Consider the following 21059-nt stretch of genomic DNA (forward strand, 5'->3'; position numbering starts at 1 on the left):
CCAAATATGCGCGATATGCTAGCACGGGCATCAGCACAGCATGGCGTGGGCATGTGACCTTCGATCAGGTTCAAATTGCCTGCTAATCCATGGCAAACTGCCACTTTTGCATCTCTAAGGAACAGAAATGGCGTTGATCGAATGTTACGAGTGCAAGCAACGCATCAGCTCCACGGCGCCTGCTTGCATTCATTGCGGTGCGCCTGCGGCAACGGTGCACGCGGCTACTTCGACGGCAGCGCCTGTGGAAGCACCGCTTTCTTTCGGGCGTTTGCCGAGCAATGAGAGTGTGCCTCGGGTGACCCCGGCCGCCTTCGGGCGTAAACGAAAAAACGAAATCCAGGCTGAGGTCCCGGCACCGGTGCTCAATGGACCGCGTCCGGTGGAACTCTGGCTGAAACTGATGATTTTCTTTCTGCCGCCGTTTTTTGTCTGGTTCCTGCTGCGTCGCGGGCATTCGCTGGGGCAGCGCTTGCTGGGCTTCGGCTGGCTGGGCCTGATGATCCTCTTGTCCAAGGCCTGAGCCGTTCAGCGCTCGACCTGATTGTGTGGCGAACCGGCCGCCCAGGCCGCGATGTTCTGCAATGTGGTCGCGGCAATCGCACCCAGGGCTTCGCGAGTGAGGAAGGCCTGGTGTGCGGTGATGATCACATTCGGAAAGGTCAGCAGGCGCGCCAGCACATCGTCTTGCAGTGGCAGGTCGGAGCGGTCCTCGAAGAACAACTGCGCCTCCTCTTCATAGACATCGAGTCCCAGATAGCCCAATTGGCCGTTTTTCAATGCGTCGATCAGCGCCGGCGTGTCCACCAGACCGCCACGGCCTGTGTTGATCAACATCGCGCCGGGCTGCATGTGCGCCAGTGACTCGCGGTTGATCAAATGTTTGCTCTGCTCGTTGAGCGGGCAATGCAGGCTGATGATCTGAGACTCGGCCAGCAGTTGCGGCAAGCTCAGGTAGCGCGCGCCGAGGGCTTCGACCTGTGGGTTCGGATAGGGATCATAGGCCAGCAATTGGCAGCCGAAGCCGTGCATGATCTTCGCAAAGGTCGCGCCGATCTGCCCGGTGCCGACCACGCCGACGGTCTTGTTCACCAGGTCGAAACCGGTCAACCCGTGCAGGCTGAAATCGCCCTCGCGGGTACGGTTGTAGGCGCGGTGCAGACGGCGGTTGAGCGCCAGGATCAACGCCACCGCATGTTCGGCCACGGCGTGGGGCGAGTAGGCTGGGACTCGCACAACCGTCAGCCCCAGGCGCTTCGCCGCCGGGAGGTCGACATGGTTGTAACCGGCCGAGCGCAGGGCGATCAGGCGTGTGCCGCCCGCTGCCAGGCGTTCAAGCACCGGGGCGCTGAGGTCATCGTTGATGAAGGCGCAGACCACCTCGTGATGCTCGGCCAGCGCCGCCGTGTCGAGGCTCAGTCGTGCCGGCTGGAAATGCAGTTCGATGCCGGCGGGCAGGACGGCGGCGAGAAAACTCTCGCGGTCGTAGGTCTGGCTGCTGAAAAGAATCGTGCGCATGCTGTCCTCCTGGAAGTCTCAAACCCCGTAGCAGCCTTCGGCAGCTGCCATAGGGTTTAAGCTTAGCGTTCAGGCCCTCCTGCGTTATTGCGCTGCATCAGGCATTGATGCGCGCATGGGCCGCGAGGCGATTGATGGCGCGTTCGAGTTCTTCCAGTGCGACGGGGGCTTTCGGGTCCTGTTGCTTGAGCAGGGTTTCGCTGCGCTGGCAGGCGGCGCGCAGTTGCGGGACGCCGCAATAACGGGTTGCCCCGTGCAGGCGATGGACCCGCTCGATCAGGGCGTTCTGGTCGTTGGCTTCACGGGCCACGCGGATGGCCTCGCGGTCGGCTTCCAGGGAGGCCAGCAGCATGGCCAGCATGTCCGCCGCCAGATCGGCCTTGCCGGCCGCCAGGCGCAGGCCTTCTTCGTGGTCGAGCACCTGCAATTCATGACCGCTGTTGTTATCGCTATTACGCTCCGGACCCTGATTGCGCAGCGCCAGGCCCGTCCATTTCAACACCACTTGCGCCAGTTGCCGTTCGCTGATGGGTTTGGTCAGGTAGTCGTCCATGCCGCTTTGCAGCAATGCGCGTTTTTCATTGGCCATCGCATGGGCGGTGAGGGCCACGACTGGCAGTGGCGTGCAATGCCGCTCGCTTTCCCATTGGCGAATGGCTTCGGTGCTTTGGCGCCCATCCATGCCGGGCATTTGCACGTCCATCAACACCAGATCGAAAGTCTCGTTCTGTACGGCCTTGACCGCGGCGTAACCGCTTTCTACCGCGAGCACCTTGGCGCCCATGTCTTCGAGCAGGGTTTGCACCAGCAGCAGATTGGCCGGGTTGTCGTCCACGCAAAGGACCTTCGGCGCGCGGCTGGAAACGGGCTCGGCGGGGTCGCTGCGCTGCTGGCGCGGGTTGACCAGATCAGACAGGGCCCGACGCAGCTTGCGGGTGCAGGCGGGTTTGGACTGGAGCTGGCTGTGGGGGTTGGGTACCGAGAGATGGAACAGCGTCAGTTCGGTGGTCGGGCACAGCACCAACACTCTGCAGCCCAGGTGTTCAAGGTCCCAGATGTGCTGGTTGAGGCGCTCCGGCGGCATGTCGTTGCTGGTGATGCCGAGCACCGCCAAGCCGATTGCCTGATCAGTCTGGTGAGCGCCGGTCACGCCATTGGCCAGGCTTTCCAGGGTATTGAACGGCGTGACGCTCAGGCCGCAGTCTTCCAGTTGATGCTGCAATGCCTGACGGGCCAGTTCATGGTTTTCCAGGACAGCCACCCGCTGCCCGAGCAACGGTGGGCCGGGCAGGTCTTCGGCGTCGTCGCGGGTTTTGGGCAGGCTCAGGCTGATCCAGAATTCCGAGCCTTCGCCCGGCGTGCTGTCGACGCCGATCTCGCCGCCCATTTGTTCGATCAGCCGTTTGGAAATCACCAATCCGAGGCCGGTGCCGCCGGGTTGTCGGGACAACGAGTTATCGGCCTGGCTGAAGGCCTGGAACAGGGCGCGCACGTCCTGGTTCGACAGACCGATGCCGGTGTCCTGAATGCTGATGCGCAGTTGCACGCTGTCTTCATGCTCTTCTTCGAGCATCGCCCGGGCGACGATGGTGCCTTCGCGGGTGAACTTGATCGCATTGCTCACAAGGTTGGTGAGGATCTGCTTGAGTCGCAACGGATCGCCCACCAGCGACAGTGGCGTATCGCGATAAACCAGGCTCACCAGCTCAAGCTCTTTGGCGTGGGCGGCCGGGGCGAGGATGTTCAGGGTGTCTTGCAGCAGGTCGCGCAGGTTGAACGGAATATGGTCGAGCACCAGTTTGCCGGCCTCGATTTTCGAGAAATCGAGAATCTCGTTGATGATCCCCAGCAGGCTGTCGGCGGACTTTTCGATGGTGCCCAGGTAATCGAGCTGGCGCGGCGTCAGTTCGCTTTTTTGCAGCAGGTGCGTGAAGCCGAGAATGCCGTTGAGCGGCGTGCGGATTTCATGGCTCATGTTGGCCAGGAACTCGGACTTGATCCGGCTCGCCTCCAGGGCTTCCTTGCGCGCCAGATCCAGCTCGATGTTCTGGATTTCGATGGTTTCCAGATTCTGACGCACGTCTTCGGTGGCCTGGTCGACGCTGTTTTGCAATTCTTCCTGAGCGTTCTGCAGCGTCCCGGCCATGCGGTTGATGCCGGACGCCAGTTCATCCAGTTCCTGGCTGCCGAGGGGCGGCAGGCGGGTTTCCAGGTGACCGTCCTTGAGTTGCGCCACGGCCTGTTTGATCTGGCTCAATGGCCGATTGATGGTTCGGCCCATGCGTAACGCCAGCAGCGCCGCACCGGCCAGGCCTCCGCCGATCAGCAGCAGGCTGGCGAACAGGCTGCGGTAGCCGCGCAGCAGCATGCCGTTGTGGGACAGTTCGAGTTCGACCCAGCCCAGCAGGCGGTCGGCTTCATCGGGGATCAGGTCACCGGCCAGGTTGCGGTGCTTGCCGAACACCGGCAGCAGGTAACGCGTGGCGTCATTTCCACTGCGGCGCAGCAACTGTGAACCGTTGCCCAGGGGGGCCTGATTGAGCATGGTCGGGCCGGCATGGGCCAGCGGCGTGCGGTCGGGGGCGAGGAAGGTCACCGCGCGCACGTCGGTCTGTTCCAGGGACTGGGTGGCGATGCGCTCCAGCAGCTCGTTGTCTTTGCGACCCATGGCCGGGGCCACCAACGGTGCCAGCTGTTCGGCGATCATTTCGCCGCGTTGCATGAGCTGGGCTTGCAGGTCCGATTGCTGCATCCAGGTGAAATAGCCGCCCAGGACCAACGCCATCAGGGTGGTCGGCAACAGGGTCAGTAACAGCACGCGGCCTTTAATTCCCAGTTTCTTGAGCACGCATCTCTCCTGCATCCAGCTGTTTATTGACCTGCACATGCGTCCGGCACGCGCCACCTGCGCAGTGTAGCGATTTGCATGCGGGCAATCTTCGTAAAATTGATGTCGTCATTCGTCGGTCAGTTCAATGCTTTGGCCCAGGGAGACAAACCTTGGGTTGCCCCTGGAGAGGCAATCTTGAATAATCAGCAATTGAGAATTATTTGCAGATACTCATGACTCCCATCGCGATTGGCCATCCTCGCATCCTCTCTATCGAAGACGATCCAGTGCTCGGTGCTTATGTTCATGAGCATCTGGGGCGCTGCGGTTTTCAGGTGACCTGGTGCCAGAACGGGCAGGAAGGCCTGGCGATTGCGCGCCAGCAGGCCTTCGATGTGGTGTTGATGGATATTCTGTTGCCGGGGCTCGATGGCCTGGCGGTGTTGACTCAATTGCGCCAGAGCCATTCCACGCCAGTGGTGCTGATGTCGGCGCTGGGTGCCGAGGCGGATCGCATCAGTGGTTTTCGCCTCGGGGCCGACGATTACCTGCCCAAGCCTTTCAGCATGGCCGAGTTGCGGGTGCGCATCGAAGCGATCCTGCGGCGGGTGGCGTTCGACCGTCGACCAGCGCCGATACCGACGCCCTCTGCGACGGACTGCCTGCGTTTTGACGATGAACTGGGCGAGGTCTTTTGGGGCGAGTACGCGGCCGGCCTGACCCGCAGCGAGTACCGTTTGCTGGACACGCTGAACCGCAACGACGATGAAGTGTTGAGCAAGGCGTTCCTTTATCAGCAGGTATTGCAGCGCGGTTATGCGCCCCATGACCGCAGCCTCGACATGCACATCAGTCAGATTCGCCGCAAGCTCAAGGCCATCGGTTACACCGAGCGTGAAGTGCGCACGGTTTGGGGCAAAGGGTACGTATTGAGTGCGGTCGATGAAGTGGTCTGACGCGCCGGGCCGCACGGTGGTCCTGCAACAGCAACTGCTGCACGATCTGTCCCACGAATTGCGCACGCCGCTCAGCCGGTTGCGGGTGGCCTGCGAAAGCGAGCAGGACCTGGAGCAATTGCGCGAGCGCATTAGCCGGGAAGTCGACGGCATGCAGCGCCTGGTCGAGGATGCGCTGCAACTGGCCTGGCTCGACACCGAGCGCACGTCTTTGCCCGATGAAGCGATCCAGGTCCAGGCCTTGTGGGAAATGCTCACGGAAAACGCTTGCTATGAAAGCAGCTGGCCGGCGAGTCAGTTGCACTGTGCGGTGGATGCCTCCTGCTGGGTGCGCGGCCATCTCAATACCCTGGCCCAGGCGCTGGAAAACATTCTGCGCAATGCCATTCGTCATTCACCGCAGGGCGGTGTCGTGATGTTCGATGGCCGGCGTGATGGCGACTTTTGGCACCTGTGGCTGGAGGACGAGGGCGGTGGGGTGGCTGACGAGGATCTTGAGCGAATCTTCTCGCCGTTCATCCGGCTCGACGGTTCACGGCCGGGGGATGGTGGGTTCGGATTGGGGTTGAGCATTGCGAGGAATGCGGTGCAGCGGCAGGGCGGGCGGCTTTGGGCGGAGAATGCAGGGCGGGGCTTACGGCTGAATATGCTGTTACTGGCTGATCTCCATGGCGACAATGCTGACGCCCCCGCTCCCACAATTGATATGTGTCGACCACAAATTGCGTGATCAACCCCGGCCGCGAAGAGGCTTGCTGATTTTGCCGGAGCGTTCCCGTTATTTTGTACGACCTTTCTTAAAGGGTATCGCCGACACCTTAAGCCTGACTTGACGGAATAGACTCGCGTTTTTCCTCGTCCTCCAGGAGTTCGGTATGAATGCATCCAGCGTCCCCGGCAACGCACACGACGACCGTTTCAATGAAGTGCTTGCGCTGATTCAAAATGCCAAACAGCAGGCCATGCAGGCGGTGAATACCCAGTTGATCGAGCTGTATTGGCAGGTCGGTGCTTACATCAGCCGCAAGCTGGAACAGGCTGAGTGGGGCGATTCTGTGGTCAGCCAACTGGCTGAGCATCTGGCTCAGACTCAACCGGGGTTGCGCGGGTTTACCCGGTCGAACTTGTTTCGCATGCGCCAGTTCTATGAGACTTATCACGCTGAAGAGAAAGTCGCACCACTGGTGCGACAATTGTCCTGGTCGCATAACCTGATCATTTTCAGCCAGAGTAAACGGCCGGAAGAGCGGGAGTTCTACGTGCGTTTGGCAGTTCAGGAAAAATGGTCGAAGCGCGAACTAGAGCGTCAGTTCAAAACCGCACTGTTTGAACGAAGCGTGACCCAACCAGCAAAAATCTCAGCAGTGCTGAGACAAGCCCACCCGGCAGCGCTTGAGATATTCCGCGACGCCTACATGCTCGAGTTTCTCGACCTGCCGGGTGGCCATGCCGAAACTGATCTGCATAAAGGGTTGATGGCGCGCCTCAAAGAATTCCTGAGCGAGCTTGGCCGCGATTTCTGCTTTGTCGGTTCCGAGTATCCGCTTCAAGTGGGTGGGTGTGATTTTTCCCTGGACCTGCTGTTCTTCCACCGTGGCCTTAATTGTCTTGTAGCCATTGAGCTTAAGGTCGGTCGTTTTAAGCCGGAGTATTTGGGCAAGCTGAACTTCTATTTGGAAGCGCTGGATCGCAAGGAGCGCAAACCCCACGAAAACCCGGCCATCGGTGTGTTGCTCTGCGCCAGTAAGGATGACGAAGTGGTCGAATACGCCCTTAACCGCAGCCTGTCGCCAGCGTTGATCGCTGAATACCAGGTCCAGCTTCCGGACAAACAGCTGCTGCAGGCCAAATTGCATGAGTTTTATGCATTGAATATTGCACAAGGAGAAGAGGAGTGAACTGCTTATTCCCATAAGCCATAAGCCCCTTACTTTGCGTGATATGGCCTGCGCACGTTTGCCGGTATGATAGGCGCCCCCGCAGTCCGGATTGCGAATACGCCATGACCTTGCAGTACCCAACCATCGCCGATTGCGTCGGCAACACTCCGCTGGTCCGTTTGCAGCGCCTGCCTGGCGTCACCAGCAACACGCTTTTGCTCAAGCTCGAAGGGAACAACCCGGCGGGTTCGGTCAAGGATCGTCCGGCGCTGTCGATGATCACCCGCGCCGAATTGCGCGGGCAGATCCACGTCGGCGACACGCTGATCGAAGCGACTTCGGGTAACACCGGGATTGCCCTGGCCATGGCCGCCGCGATCAAGGGTTACAAGATGATCCTGATCATGCCGGACAACTCCAGCGCCGAGCGTAAAGCCGCGATGACGGCCTATGGCGCCGAGCTGATTCTGGTCAGCCAGGAAGAAGGCATGGAAGGCGCGCGCGACCTCGCCCAGCGAATGGAAGCCGAAGGCCGTGGCAAGGTGCTCGATCAGTTCGCCAACGGTGACAACCCCGAGGCGCACTACACCACCACCGGTCCGGAAATCTGGCGTCAGACCCAGGGCTCCATCACGCATTTCGTCAGCTCGATGGGCACCACCGGCACCATCATGGGTGTCTCGCGCTACCTGAAAGAACAGAACGAGAACGTGCAGATCATCGGTCTGCAACCCATGGAAGGCTCGGCAATTCCGGGCATCCGCCGCTGGCCGCAGGAATACCTGCCAAAGATTTATCAGGCTGATCGCGTGGACCGGATCGTCGACATGGCGCAAAGCGAGGCCGAGGACGTGACCCGTCGTCTGGCGCGCGAAGAAGGCATTTTCTGCGGCGTGTCTTCGGGCGGTGCCGTGGCGGCGATGCTGCGCCTGTCCAAAGAAGTTGAAAACGCGGTGATTGTCGCGATCATCTGTGACCGTGGCGACCGTTACCTGTCGACCGGCATTTTCGACGCGCCCAACTGATGGCCAAGCAAGAGAGAGGCCTGCGCTTTCAGCCCACGGGCGGCAGCAAGGCCCCGCAAGTCCCGACCGGCAAAAAGCAGCGTTTGACCATCGAGCGCCTGGCTAATGACGGTCGCGGTATCGCATTTTTTGAAGGTCGCACCTGGTTCGTCATCGGCGCCTTGGCCGGTGAAGAGGTCGAGGCGCGGGTCTTGGGTGCCCACGGTAAAGTGGTCGAGGCGCGTACCGAGCGGGTGTTCCAGGCCAGCCAATTGCGCCGCCCGGCACCGTGCGCCCATGCCGGTCGCTGCGGTGGTTGCAGCGTGCAGCATCTGCCCCACAACGAACAACTCGCCCTGAAACAGCGCATGCTCGCCGAGCAATTGTCGCGGGTCGCCGGCGTCGAGCCCGAAGAGTGGGCTGCGCCATTGAGCGGTCCTGAATTCGGCTACCGGCGTCGTGCCCGGGTGGCGGTGCGTTGGGACATGAAGGCGAAAAAACTCGAAGTCGGTTTCCGCGCTGCCGGCAGCCAGGACATCGTTGCCATCAACGAGTGCCCGGTGCTGGTACAGCCCTTGCAGCCGATCATGACCTGCTTGCCGGATATGCTCCGGCGCTTGAGCAAACCTCAGGCACTGGGGCATGTGGAATTGTTCAGCGGTTCGTCATTGGCGGTATTGCTGCGGCACATGGCGCCGTTGTCCGAAGCCGACATGACGATCCTCAAGGAATTCTGCGCGCTCCATGAGGCTCAGTTGTGGCTGCATGGCGACGGCGAGCCGCAACCGGTCGACGCCGATCAGACCCTGGGCTATCGCCTTGAACCGTGGGACTTGAACCTGGCGTATCGGCCTGGAGATTTCATCCAGGTCAACGCCGGGGTCAACGAAGCGATGGTCGCTCAGGCGCTGGAATGGTTGGCGCCGAAAGCCGATGAGCGGGTTCTGGACCTGTTCTGCGGGTTGGGCAACTTTGCCTTGCCGCTGGCCAGGACCGTTCGTGAAGTGGTGGCGGTGGAAGGTGTGCAGGCCATGGTCGAGCGGGCCGCCGCGAACGCCGCTAGTAATAATTTGCATAACGCGAAATTTTTTCAGGCCGATTTATCCCAGCCTTTGGCTGATGCCGAATGGGCCAGCGAAGGCTTTTGTGCGGTACTCTTGGACCCACCTCGCGACGGTGCTTTCGAGGTGGTGCGCAAGCTTGCGTCCCTGGGTGCCGAACGATTGGTTTATGTGTCGTGCAACCCTGCAACTCTGGCGCGCGACACGGTCGAATTGATCAAGCAGGGCTACCGGTTAAAACGTGCCGGGATTCTCGATATGTTTCCTCAAACGGCGCATGTCGAGGCCATGGCGTTATTTGAAGCGAGCTAGGATGGCTCGTCTGGTCCGACTGACCGTCCGTGCCGCCACGCATCAGCCCGGCGGGGCGCCCGGACAATGAAGGTCAGCGATTTGACGCATTGAATCTGCGTCGTAGGGAAGGTAAAGCAAGATGGTACAGGTGAGAGCACACCAGCCGATCAACACTGACGGCAGTATCAATCTCGAGGCTTGGCTCGATCACGCGGTCAGTATCGATACGGCACTGGATCGCGAAGCCTTGAAAGAAGCCTGCGAGTTCGCTCGCGAGGCCGAACAACAAGCCAATGCGGCGAAAAACCTGTGGTCCGAAGGGACCTCGAGTTTCCGCACCGGCCTTGAGATCGCCGAGATTCTCGCCGACCTCAAACTCGATCAGGATTCGTTGGTCGCGGCAGTCTTGTACCGCGGCGTGCGCGAAGGCCAGATCCAGTTGCCGGCGGTCAGCCAGCGCTTCGGCCCGGTGGTCGCCAAACTGATTGACGGCGTGCAACGCATGGCGGCGATCAGCGACAGTCTGAGTCCGCGTAAATCCATGGTGATGGGCACCCAAGGCCAGGTGGAAAACCTGCGCAAGATGCTCGTGGCCATGGTCGACGACGTGCGCGTCGCGCTGATCAAACTGGCCGAGCGCACCTGTGCGATCCGTGCGGTAAAAACCGCCGATGACGAGAAGCGTAACCGCGTCGCCCGTGAAGTCTTCGACATCTATGCGCCGCTGGCTCACCGCCTCGGTATCGGTCATATCAAGTGGGAGCTGGAGGACTTGTCCTTCCGTTACCTCGAGCCCGACCAGTACAAGCAGATCGCCAAGTTGCTCCATGAGCGACGGCTGGATCGCGAGCGCTTCATCAGCGATGTGATGACCCAGCTCAAGAACGAGTTGCAGGCCACCGGCGTCGAGGCTGACATCAGCGGCCGTGCCAAACACATCTATTCGATCTGGCGCAAAATGCAGCGCAAGGGTCTGGAGTTCAGCCAGATCTACGACGTGCGCGCCGTTCGCGTGCTGGTGCCGGAAATGCGCGACTGCTACACCGCGCTCGGCATCGTCCACACCCTGTGGCGGCACATCCCGAAAGAGTTCGACGACTACATCGCCAACCCGAAAGAGAATGGCTACCGCTCGCTGCACACTGCGGTGATCGGCCCTGAAGGCAAGGTGCTGGAAGTGCAGATCCGCACCCACGCCATGCACGAAGAAGCCGAGCTGGGGGTTTGCGCGCACTGGCGATACAAGGGCACCGACGTCAAGTCCGGCTCGAACCACTACGAAGAGAAAATCTCCTGGCTGCGTCAGGTTCTCGAGTGGCACGAAGAGCTGGGCGATATCGGCGGCCTTGCCGAACAGCTGCGGGTCGATATCGAGCCGGACCGGGTTTATATCTTCACTCCCGACGGTCATGCCATCGACTTGCCGAAGGGCGCGACACCGCTGGACTTCGCTTACCGCGTGCACACCGAAATCGGTCACAACTGCCGCGGCGCCAAGATCAACGGGCGCATCGTGCCGCTCAACTACAGCCTGCAAACCGGTGAACAGGTCGAGATCATCACCAGCAAGCACGGCACCCCGAGCCGCGACTGGCTGAACCCGAACCTGGGCTACATCACCACGTCACGGGCGCGGGCGAAGATTGTTCACTGGTTCAAGCTGCAAGCCCGCGATCAGAACGTTGCGGCCGGTAAAACCTTGATCGAGCGCGAACTCAATCGCCTCGGCCTGCCGCAGGTGGATTTCGACAAGTTGGCCGAAAAGGCCAACATGAAGACCGCCGAGGACATGTTCGCTGCGTTGGGCGCAGGCGATTTGCGCCTGGCGCAACTGGTGAACCTGGCGCAGCAACTGGTCGAGCCGGAACGCGGCAACGAACAGCTGGAGCTGATCCCGCGCAAAGCCACCGGCTATAAACCGGGCAAGCGTGGCGATATCCAGATCCAGGGCGTCGGCAACCTGATGACCCAGATGGCCGGCTGCTGCCAGCCGTTGCCGGGGGACGCCATCGTCGGTTACATCACCCAGGGCCGTGGCGTGAGCATCCACCGTCAGGACTGCGCCTCGGTGCTGCAACTGGCCGGGCGCGAGCCGGAGCGGATCATCCAGGTCAGCTGGGGGCCGGTGCCGGTGCTCACCTATCCGGTGGACATCATCATTCGCGCTTACGACCGTTCCGGTCTGCTGCGTGACGTGTCGCAGGTGCTGCTCAACGAGCGGATCAACGTGCTGGCGGTCAACACCCGCTCGAACAAAGAGGACAACACTGCGTTGATGTCCCTGACCATCGAGATTCCGGGGCTGGATGCGCTGGGGCGGTTGCTGGGGCGGATCTCCCAGTTGCCGAACATCATCGAAACCCGCCGTAACCGCACACCGTAAGGCGTTCACTTTTTTGTGGCCGCCAAGCTTTTGTGGGGCTGGCTTGTCGGATCGCGGCGGTGCGGCGATCCGACAAGCCAGGTTCCCACAGGTTCTCGCAGAGATTGATTGATGTATTCACTTGAAGACCTGCTGCACCTGATGAACCGTCTGCGCGACCCGCAGTACGGCTGCCCGTGGGACATCAAGCAAACCTACGCCACCATCGTCCCGCACACCCTGGAAGAAGCCTACGAAGTTGCCGATGCTATTGAACGCGGCGATTTCGATCACTTGCAGGGTGAGTTGGGCGACTTGTTGTTCCAGGTGGTTTATTACAGCCAACTGGCTCGGGAAGAAGGGCGCTTCGAATTCGCTGGCGTGGTCGACAGCATCACGCGCAAGTTGATCCGCCGTCATCCTCACGTATTTCCCACCGGTGATCTGTACGCGCCGCTGGACGTCCCGCGTCTGAATGAAGAGCAGGTCAAGCAACGCTGGGAAGAGATCAAGGCCGAAGAACGCGCCGAGAAGTCTTCGGCGCCGGAGCAGTTGTCCTTGCTCGATGACGTACCCGCGGCACTGCCGGCGTTGTCCCGTTCGGCAAAACTGCAGAAGCGCGCAGGGCAGGTCGGGTTCGATTGGCCGGACGCCTTGCCGGTGCTCGACAAGGTTCGCGAAGAGCTCGATGAAGTGCTTGAAGCCATGGCCGACAATGACTCGGCGGCGATTGCCGATGAAGTCGGCGACCTGCTGTTTTCCGTGGTCAATCTGGCGCGTCACCTCAAGGTCGATCCGGAAACCGCACTGCGTGGTGCGAACACAAAATTTGAAAGACGCTTCCGATTTATCGAACAGGCATTGCGCGACACCCACCGTCCCATAGAAGATTGCACCCTCGAAGAGTTGGACGCCTTGTGGGGCGAAGCCAAACGTCAGGAAAAGAATTTGCCCAGCTGCGGCTGAGCTGTTGCCTAAGTGAGTAAGCACCATGAGCCTTTCCCTTCGCGACCAGTTGCTCAAAGCAGGGCTGGTCAACCAAAAGCAGGCCAAACAGGTCGGCAAAGAAAAACAGAAACAACAGCGTCTGGCCCACAAAGGCCAGATCGAACTCGATGACTCCCAGCAGCGTGCGGCTCAGGAAGCCATGGCCGAGAAGGTCAAGCGCGATCAGGAGCTCAACCGTCAGCAGCAGGAGAAGGCCGAGCAGAAGGCCCGAGCCGCCCAGGTCAAGCAATTGATCGAAGTCTCGCGCCTGCCCAAGCTGAACACCGAGGACTACTACAACTTCGTCGACGACAAAAAGGTCAAGCGTATCTCCGTCAACACCCTGATGCGCAACAAGCTCAGCAGCGGTTCCCTGGCGATCGTGCATCACGCTGGCGGTTATGAAGTGATCCCTCGTGAAGCGGCCCTGAAGATTCAGGAGCGCGACCCACAGCGCATCGTGCAGCTGAATGTGAAGACAGAAGAAGTCAGCACCGAAGACGATCCGTACGCGGCCTATCAGATTCCTGACGATCTGATGTGGTAAGCCGTTAGCAGCTGCAACAACGACAAACCCCGCTCATGGCGGGGTTTGTCATTTTCAATGCGGTGGTTATGCAGAACGCGCTTCGCGTTGCTGCTCCAGTGATTCCAGTTCGGCCTTGTATTGGTGGGCTTCGGTCTCGGAATGGAACATCCCGACCAGCAGGTCTTGTTGATGTACATCCCAGATGCGGATACCGGCGGCGATGCCTTCATGGGACATATGTGAATCGTCGCGTTCAGTTACTTTTACAGTCATCTGCTAGCTCCAATCTCTGTTATCTGCAGCAAGGCGTGTGCAGGCCTTTGTTATAAGTTTTGTTAGCTGGCTAAGTAAACGACTGAAATCGGTAACGGACTTTTTCAAAAACGGAGAAAGTGCTGCAGCCCGCGAAATACGCGACATTCAGTCGCAGGCTGTTGAGTTCCATGACAAATGTTTCATGTTTAAAGGGCTGTCTGGCCGTAGATAAAACCTGGCCAAAAAAAACGCCCCGAACCAGTCGGGGCGTTTTTATGTGTGGCGTAGGCGGGGTATTACTTACCCTGCCAGCGCTTCAGTACCAGCGTGGCGTTGGTGCCACCGAAGCCGAAGCTGTTGCTCATCACGGTGTTGATGGTGGCGTCTTCGCGAGTCTTGGTCAGGATTGGCATGTCTGCCACTTCCGGGTCCAGTTCGTCGATGTTGGCGGAACCCGCCATGAAGTTGCCTTCCATCATCAGCATGCAGTAGATCGCTTCGTGAACGCCGGCGGCGCCCAGGGAGTGACCCGACAGGCTCTTGGTGGAGCTGATGGCCGGAGCGTTGTCGCCGAACACTTCACGCACACCTTTCATTTCCATCACGTCGCCGACCGGAGTCGAGGTGCCGTGGGTGTTCAGGTAATCGATCGGTGCGTCAACGGTGGACATGGCCATCTGCATGCAGCGGATGGCGCCTTCGCCGCTTGGGGCGACCATGTCGTAGCCGTCGGAGGTCGCGCCGTAGCCAACGATTTCCGCGTAGATCTTCGCGCCGCGGGCCAGAGCGTGTTCCAGCTCTTCGACCACGACCATGCCGCCACCGCCGGCGATGACGAAACCGTCACGCTTGGCGTCGTAGGCACGGGAAGCTTTTTCCGGGGTTTCGTTGTATTGGCTGGACAGGGCGCCCATGGCGTCGAACAGGAACGACTGGCTCCAGTGCTCTTCTTCACCGCCGCCGGCGAATACGATGTCCTGCTTGCCCATCTGGATCTGTTCCATGGCGGTACCGATGCAGTGAGCACTGGTGGCGCAGGCAGAAGCGATGGAGTAGTTCAGGCCCTTGATCTTGAACGGGGTGGCCAGGCAAGCGGAAACAGTGCTGCTCATGGTCCGCGTTACGCGGTATGGGCCGACGCGCTTGACGCCTTTCTCGCGCAGGATGTCCAGCGCTTCCATCTGGTTCAGCGTGGAGGCGCCACCGGAACCGGCGATCAGGCCGGTACGCGGGTTGGAAACTTGCTCTTCGGTCAGGCCGGAGTCTGCGATGGCATCTTTCATGGCCAGGTAGGCGTAAGCCGCCGCGTGGCCGACGAAGCGATAGATCTTGCGATCGATCAGCTCTTCGAGGGGAAGGTCAATGGAGCCGGAAACCTGGCTACGCAGACCCATTTCGGCATATTCCGGGTTGAACCGGATGCCAGGGCGGCTTGCACGCAGGTTAGCGGAGACGGTCTCTTTGTCATTGCCCAGGCACGAAACGATGCCCAGACCAGTGATAACGACGCGGCGCATGCGGATAACCCTTAGAAGTTGTCAGTGGAGGTGAAAACGCCGACCCGAAGGCCTTCGGCGGTATAGATTTCGCGGCCGTCGACAGTCACGGAACCATCGGCGATGGCCATGTTCAGTTTGCCTTTGAGGACGCGTTTGATATGGATGTTATAGGTGACTTTCTTGGCGGTCGGCAGTACCTGGCCAAAGAATTTCACTTCGCCCGAACCCAGGGCGCGACCGCGGCCCGGCAGGCCTTGCCAGCCGAGGAAGAAACCGACCAGTTGCCACATGGCATCGAGGCCCAGGCAGCCCGGCATCACCGGATCACCTTCGAAGTGGCAGGCGAAGAACCACAGGTCTGGAGTGATATCCAGCTCGGCGACCAATTCACCTTTGCCGTACTTGCCACCCTCTTCGGAGATCAGGGTGATGCGATCGACCATCAGCATGTTCGGGGCGGGCAGTTGCGCGTTACCCGGGCCGAACAGCTCACCACGACTGCAGCGCAGCAGGTCTTCCCGGGTAAAGGCGTTTTGTTTGGTCATGCGAGCTCCTCAATAGTCCATGCGGCAGGGGGGCGAATCTTCCCGGCCGATCGAAGCGTTCATGCCTCGAGTCAGCAGCCTACTCATAGACTATTGCGTTGTAGTGAAAGTCACAGTACCAAGGACATGAATGTACACTTGTGCACTGAAATTATTATTCAAGCCCCTTTTAGGGCCTGTTCGGGTGCCTAAGACTGCCGCACTTTCGTCTTTCACGCCAGTCGCAGATCGTCGAAAGGCCTGCACTACTGCACCCAACGCTGCAGAATTTGCTGCAGATCAGTGCGTTTAAAGGGCTTGGCCAGGTAATCGTTCATTCCCGCGGACAAACAGGCTTCACGATCGCCCTGCAAGGCGTTGGCCGTCAGGGCAATGATCGGCACGTCAGCGCAGCCGGGCAGTTGGCGAATCTGTCGGGTGGCCTCGTAGCCGTCAATGACCGGCAGTCGGCAATCCATCAGAATCGCTTCGAAAATCAGGCTCTCGGCGCTGCGCACCGCTTGTGCACCATCGGTGACGACGCTGACAGTAAAGCCCAGGCTGCGCAACATTGCTTCAATGACGGTGCGGTTGACCGGGTTGTCTTCCACCAGCAACACATTGCGACCTTCGCCGTGGCCATTGCCGGTATGTACTCGCGGCGTCAGCACCGGCAACGACTGCTTATACAGCGCCAAAGGAATTTCCAGGGTGAACACCGAGCCGACGCCTTCTTCGCTTTGAGCACGCAAGGTGCCGCCCATTCGTTCTGCCAGAGTGCGGGCAATCGGCAGCCCCAGCCCGGTGCCACCGTAACGTCTTGAAATAGTACTGTCGGCCTGCTGGAACGCGTTGAACATCAATTCCAGGCTTTCGGCCGGGATGCCAATCCCGCTGTCGCGCACGGTGCAGGTGAACCACAGCAATTCGTGATCCAGCGACTGCCACTGCGGTTCGATCGTGACGCGGCCCCGTTCGGTGAATTTCAGCGCATTGCCGACCAGGTTGACCAGGATTTGCCGGATCCGCGTCGGGTCGCCCTGAACCTGCAGGGCGCGCATGTCCTCGGGGATCTGCAGTTGCAGGTCAAGCCCACGTTGCACTGCGCTGTGCTGGAACGACTGGGCGCAACTGGTGATCAGGTCCGCGAGGTTGAATGCAATGTGCTCCAGCTCCAGTTCCGAGCGTTCGATGCGCGAGAAGTCGAGAATGTCGTTGATCACTTTGAGCAGGTGTTCAGTCGATTCAGAAGCCAGCGCGGCGTACTCGATCTGTTCCTCGGTCATCGCGGTGGTTTCCAGCAGTTGCAGCATGCCCAGCACGCCATTCATCGGCGTGCGCAGCTCATGGCTCATCATCGCCAGGAAATCGGATTTGGCGTTGTTGGCCTTTTCCGCTTCCTCGCGGGTCTGGATCAATTGCGCCATGGCCTGATGCTGTTCGCGGCTGGCTTGTTCAAGGCCCTGGGCAAGGTTGTTGATGTGTTGTGACAGGGCGCCCAGTTCGGTGTCATCGACAATCGGCAGGGGCGTTTTGTAGTCGCCTTTCTGGATCGCCTTGACCGCATTGCCGATGTCATGGATCGGTTGCGACAGGCTGCTGGCCAGACGCCGAGCCAGCAGAAAGGTAAACAGCAGGGCGAACAGGGCAAGGATCCCGGCCTTGAACAGGATTTCCTGCTGGCGCTGGTTGAAGGCGTCATTGGACAGACCGACGATCACCCGGCCCAGGTAATCTTCTCCCGGCTTCGTGGGGGCGGTGCGGCTGTTCTGGAAGAAGTCATTGTTGAGCGCGATGCGTTGCAGCCGCACCGGTGCCTGGAACACTTCGACCTGGTGCGAACGATTGTGGGTTTCCGACGGTTGTTCGACGTACACCAGGACCCGGTTGGTGCGGTCCTGAACCTCCAGAAAACGCACATTGGGCGTGGCCAGGGTGGCTTTGAGCAAACTCTCGAGCACGTCGTTATTACCCGAGATCACCCCGTATTCGGTGGCCGGCGCCAGTTGGTTGGCGATCAGTTGACCGGTGTGGTTGAGTTCCTGGCGCAGGTCCTGGATTCGCACGAAGGTGAAAAAACTGATCAGCAGCAACGTCAGCAGCAGCGCCGGGCCGAGGCTGATGATCTGGGTACGGGTATTGATGTCCCAACCGCTATGGAAGGTCATGGGCGATGTTCTCCTTCGGCCAGCTGTGTTGCGACAGAGGCTTCATTCATCGGTTCAATGCTTAATGAACGAGCCACTTGCGGGTTGCTCAAGACCTTGAAGTGCTGCGGATAAAGGGTGCGCGGCCAGGTGCTGGAGGGGCGGTCGAGCAGTTCGTCGAGAATCTTCAGCCAATCGCTCTGGTCGCTGTAGGTGCTGGCGAGGCTGCCCGCCCTGACGAAGGCGGCATTGGGACCGATCAGCGGCAGCTGCCGTGCGTAGCTGCTGAGCAGCAGGTTTTTCACGGTTTTGGGGTTGTACAGATCAGGATCATCCAGGCCCAGCAGCACATCGCTGTTTTTCAGCAGGGCCTGCAACGGGCGACTGTCATTGGTGTTGTCCCAACGCTCGGTGACCACTTCAAGGCCCAGGGGCAGGGCTGCCTGATGCAGTTCCTTCAGCAGGAATTCGCTGTGGCTGTCGAAAAGCACGCCGACACGTCGAGCCTCGGGCAGGACGAGTCGGGTCAGGCGCAATTGTCGATCCAGCGGCGGATCGCTCCAGAGCAGGCTCAGGTGCGGTGGCGAAACATCGCCAAAGCGTTGGTGGGCTTGCAGACGGCTGATGCGCAGCACCAGCGTTGCCGGGCCTTGGGCGTCTTGCAGGCGCCAGTCGAGGCTTTGCAAGTCGAGCAGAATCAGGCGGGTACCCGCGGGCAGTTGGCCGGGTGCCGGCAAGCTGGCGACCGGCTGGAAACGCACGCTGTCGGTGGGGCGCAACTCGCTCAGGGCCTGGACGAAAGACTGCACGCCAGGGCTGTCGTCGGCGCCGGTCAGCAGAATGTCGGCGGCCCGGGCCGGCAGATTGCACAGCAGCCCGGCAAACACCAGGCACAGCCCGGCCAGCAGGCGGCCAAGGGTTGGCGTCTTCCGTGGCAGGCAATACAGCATCTTAAAACTCCAGCTCCGCGCTGAAGTAGAGTACCCGGCGTTCGTCGTAGTTATTGTCGACGAAAGTGGTGGGCTGATTGTCGAGGCGTTGCTGGAGGATCCCGGCCAGCTCCAGATTGGCCTTGCCCAAGCCGATGCGTTTGGCGAGGCGGGTGTCGACCCGTTCGAAGCGGTAACCGTTGAGGGCGTCGGCGCCATAGTAGAAGAGCGCGCTGTTCCAGCCCTGGCCCCAGTTGCGCAGCCAACCGGCGGAGCCGCTGTTGCGCGCCGTTTGTTGTGCATCCAACGGGTTGCTCGCCTCGGCATCGACATAGGCGTACGTCAGGCGCAGACGATCGGTGCTGCTGACGCGCCAGTCCAGTTGGGTTTCCGTCCCTGAGAATCGTGAGCTGTTCGAGTTGCTGGCAATGTACTGATTGTTGCGCAGCGGTTCGCTGATCATGCCGTTGATTTCGTCGTAGAACAGCTTCACATCGACCGTCAGCCCCCAGTCTGTGAAGTAGCCGTTGTAGCCCAATTCCCGGGAACGCATGCGTTCCTGTTCGAGGTCACCCGGGCCACGGGTCCTGACGAAATAGCGGGCGCTGGTCTGGCCATAGGCACTGGGTTGCAGGTTGGTCACCTGGTAACTCCAGTTGACGCTGTTCTCGAACATGTCCGGCGAGCGGACGGCTTCCGAATACACCGCGCGCAAACCGTGGCGCGGGTTGATCAGATAGTTGACCGCCAGTCGTGGGGTCAGTGAACTGCCGGTCAATTGCGTGTCTTCGAACATCGCCCCGCCTTGCAGCAACCAGTGCTCGGTGGCGCGCCACTCGAGTTGGCCGAACGCCCGCCAGGTGGTGTCGTCGAGCGTGCCATTGAAGTAGGTCTCGGAATCGGCCCGGTCGTAACGATAGTTCATGCCGCTGACCAGCCGCAGCGTGTCGGACAGGCTGAGGGTGTCTTGCAGTTCGAGGTCGTAGCGCGACTCTCGGGCACTCTGGTCGATGTCGCCGCACAGCGTTTTGTTCGCGCCGTTTCGCCATTGCGCCAGAACCTGATTGGCCAGGTCTTGTTCTGCCGCTGTACCGGGGGGCGCGCCAGTGAAACGAGCGATGTTGCGCGCCAGGCGTTCGGTGTAATTGGGATTGAGGTGCCAAAGTTGGGTCAGCTCCGGGCTGAACGAGATCTCGGCATCGCAGGCACGCCAAGTCTGCTGACGATCCCAGTGTTGCGCCGAGCCTTGAATATAAAGGCTGTGATCAGGGTTGATGTCCAGGTTCCAGCGCAGCGAGCCGGCGTAGTCCTTGGCGATGACGTCGGAATTATTCCCAGCGGCGGTAATCCCCGAGAACACCGGGCTGTAGGTATAGGGCCGCTGGTTGGTCCCGTCCTTGGCGTTCAGTTGCCAATCGATGCTCTGATTCTCATTGAGCGTCTGGCTGACGGCGAGGCTGAAGCGATTCAAACGACGGTTGTCGCGATAATCGGCGCCGGTGCGGTCCGAGTCGAACCCATCGTCTTGTTGGCCGGACAGCGACAGGCGCAAGTCGCCGCTGTCCCAGCCCATACCCTGGCTGGCGTAGAAATCGTTGATGCCGCGTTGGCCTCGGGTGATTTTCAGCCGCGTGCCGTGGCTGTCGGCCGGTTTGCGGGTGATGATATTGACCACCGCCATCAGCGCGTTGGCGCCGTAGCTGACGGTGTTCGGGCCACGGAAAACCTCGATGCGCTCGATGTCTTCCATGGCCACCGGAATATCACTCCAGTCCACCGTGGCCAGGCCCGCGCGGTACACCGAGCGGCCGTCGATCAGCACTTGCATGCGCCGCGCTTCGCTGGCGTTGGTGCCGTGGTAGTTCACCGCTGCCTGGTTGCCGCTGATATTGCCGACCATCATCCCCGGCACCAGCCGCAGCAACTCACTGATGTCCCGCGCGCCGCTGGCGTTGATCAGTTCGCTGTCGATCACCGTCATGCTGCCCGGCACGGCCGCCGGCGACTGCTTCAGGCGCGTCGCGGTGAGCACTTGCGGCAACGGACCGTTGTCCAGGAACAGGTCGTCGGCCAGCAATGGCGAGCTGAACATCAGCGCCAGCACCAGTGGCGAGCGAGGAGAGGGAGAGCCAAAAGACACGGCACGGCCTTGATAGCGATTAATTGGCGCGCATGTTAACCGAGCGCAATGACTTTTCCAGTCACGTTGTGGGCATTTTCCTCGGTTTTCTTGGTCTTCTTCCTACAAGTGCCGGTAATTGATGTCGGGGCTGGCCGCGACTGG

Annotated in this window: 16 protein-coding genes and 1 pseudogene; 9 read left to right on the plus strand and 8 right to left on the minus strand. The window is 60.3% G+C overall.

The features are described 5' to 3' along the window. The first annotated feature begins 127 nt into the window (after positions 1-127). Complete coding sequence (locus LOY28_RS06985) at positions 128-523, plus strand: hypothetical protein (RefSeq protein WP_258613266.1); 396 nt, start codon at positions 128-130, stop codon at positions 521-523. A 5-nt stretch (positions 524-528) separates the two neighbouring features. Here LOY28_RS06985 and LOY28_RS06990 read toward each other — a convergent pair whose 3' ends face one another. Both LOY28_RS06990 and LOY28_RS06995 read right to left on the minus strand, forming a co-directional pair. Further along, on the minus strand, positions 529-1518 hold the full coding sequence (locus LOY28_RS06990; RefSeq protein WP_018926297.1) for a 2-hydroxyacid dehydrogenase: 990 nt from the start codon (positions 1516-1518) through the stop codon (positions 529-531). Between the two features lie 97 nt (positions 1519-1615). Further along, positions 1616-4366, minus strand: coding sequence for a response regulator (locus LOY28_RS06995; protein WP_018926296.1), 2751 nt, complete (start codon positions 4364-4366; stop codon positions 1616-1618). A 215-nt stretch (positions 4367-4581) separates the two neighbouring features. On the opposite strand from LOY28_RS06995, the gene LOY28_RS07000 reads away from it, so the two are divergent. The 8 genes and pseudogenes from LOY28_RS07000 (at position 4582) to LOY28_RS07035 (ending at position 13439) form a co-directional block, all read left to right on the plus strand. Then, positions 4582-5304 (plus strand): response regulator transcription factor, encoded by a 723-nt coding sequence (locus LOY28_RS07000; RefSeq protein WP_258613267.1) that lies wholly within the window; start codon positions 4582-4584, stop codon positions 5302-5304. 13 nt (positions 5305-5317) lie between these two features. Further along, a pseudogene (locus LOY28_RS07005) lies at positions 5318-6034 on the plus strand (sensor histidine kinase); the annotation flags it as partial. 145 nt (positions 6035-6179) lie between these two features. Beyond that, a complete protein-coding gene (locus LOY28_RS07010) occupies positions 6180-7202 on the plus strand; it encodes a YhcG family protein (protein WP_018926293.1) in 1023 nt (340 codons plus the stop codon). 104 nt (positions 7203-7306) lie between these two features. Continuing rightward, complete coding sequence (cysM, locus tag LOY28_RS07015; RefSeq protein ID WP_258613268.1) at positions 7307-8209, plus strand: cysteine synthase CysM; 903 nt, start codon at positions 7307-7309, stop codon at positions 8207-8209. Continuing rightward, entirely contained in the window at positions 8209-9561 is a 1353-nt protein-coding gene (rlmD, locus tag LOY28_RS07020) for a 23S rRNA (uracil(1939)-C(5))-methyltransferase RlmD (RefSeq protein ID WP_258613269.1), read from the plus strand. Before cysM ends, rlmD begins: the two co-directional genes overlap by 1 nt. Before the next feature lie 121 nt (positions 9562-9682). Then, positions 9683-11926, plus strand: coding sequence for a GTP diphosphokinase (relA, locus tag LOY28_RS07025; protein WP_018926290.1), 2244 nt, complete (start codon positions 9683-9685; stop codon positions 11924-11926). A gap of 111 nt (positions 11927-12037) precedes the next feature. Then, positions 12038-12871 (plus strand): nucleoside triphosphate pyrophosphohydrolase, encoded by an 834-nt coding sequence (gene mazG / locus LOY28_RS07030; protein ID WP_018926289.1) that lies wholly within the window; start codon positions 12038-12040, stop codon positions 12869-12871. Positions 12872-12896: 25 nt separating this feature from the next. Then, positions 12897-13439, plus strand: coding sequence for a DUF2058 domain-containing protein (locus tag LOY28_RS07035; RefSeq protein ID WP_018926288.1), 543 nt, complete (start codon positions 12897-12899; stop codon positions 13437-13439). A gap of 66 nt (positions 13440-13505) precedes the next feature. Here LOY28_RS07035 and LOY28_RS07040 read toward each other — a convergent pair whose 3' ends face one another. The 6 genes from LOY28_RS07040 to LOY28_RS07065 form a co-directional block, all read right to left on the minus strand. After that, positions 13506-13694, minus strand: a complete 189-nt coding sequence (locus LOY28_RS07040) for a hypothetical protein (RefSeq protein ID WP_018926287.1) — start codon at positions 13692-13694, stop codon at positions 13506-13508. Positions 13695-13972: 278 nt separating this feature from the next. Beyond that, on the minus strand, positions 13973-15193 hold the full coding sequence (gene fabB, locus LOY28_RS07045; RefSeq protein WP_007937568.1) for a beta-ketoacyl-ACP synthase I: 1221 nt from the start codon (positions 15191-15193) through the stop codon (positions 13973-13975). An 11-nt stretch (positions 15194-15204) separates the two neighbouring features. Further along, positions 15205-15720, minus strand: a complete 516-nt coding sequence (gene fabA / locus LOY28_RS07050) for a 3-hydroxyacyl-[acyl-carrier-protein] dehydratase FabA (protein ID WP_018926285.1) — start codon at positions 15718-15720, stop codon at positions 15205-15207. Positions 15721-15965: 245 nt separating this feature from the next. Next, a complete protein-coding gene (locus tag LOY28_RS07055) occupies positions 15966-17867 on the minus strand; it encodes an ATP-binding protein (RefSeq protein WP_018926284.1) in 1902 nt (633 codons plus the stop codon). Further along, complete coding sequence (locus LOY28_RS07060; RefSeq protein WP_258613270.1) at positions 17864-18796, minus strand: ABC transporter substrate-binding protein; 933 nt, start codon at positions 18794-18796, stop codon at positions 17864-17866. Before LOY28_RS07060 ends, LOY28_RS07055 begins: the two co-directional genes overlap by 4 nt. A gap of 1 nt (position 18797) precedes the next feature. Then, positions 18798-20915, minus strand: a complete 2118-nt coding sequence (locus LOY28_RS07065) for a TonB-dependent siderophore receptor (RefSeq protein ID WP_192350862.1) — start codon at positions 20913-20915, stop codon at positions 18798-18800. Positions 20916-21059: the final 144 nt, after the last annotated feature.

Origin of the sequence: Pseudomonas sp. B21-017 (assembly GCF_024749245.1) — a bacterium.
In the GTDB taxonomy this organism is placed as follows: Bacteria; Pseudomonadota; Gammaproteobacteria; order Pseudomonadales; family Pseudomonadaceae; genus Aquipseudomonas.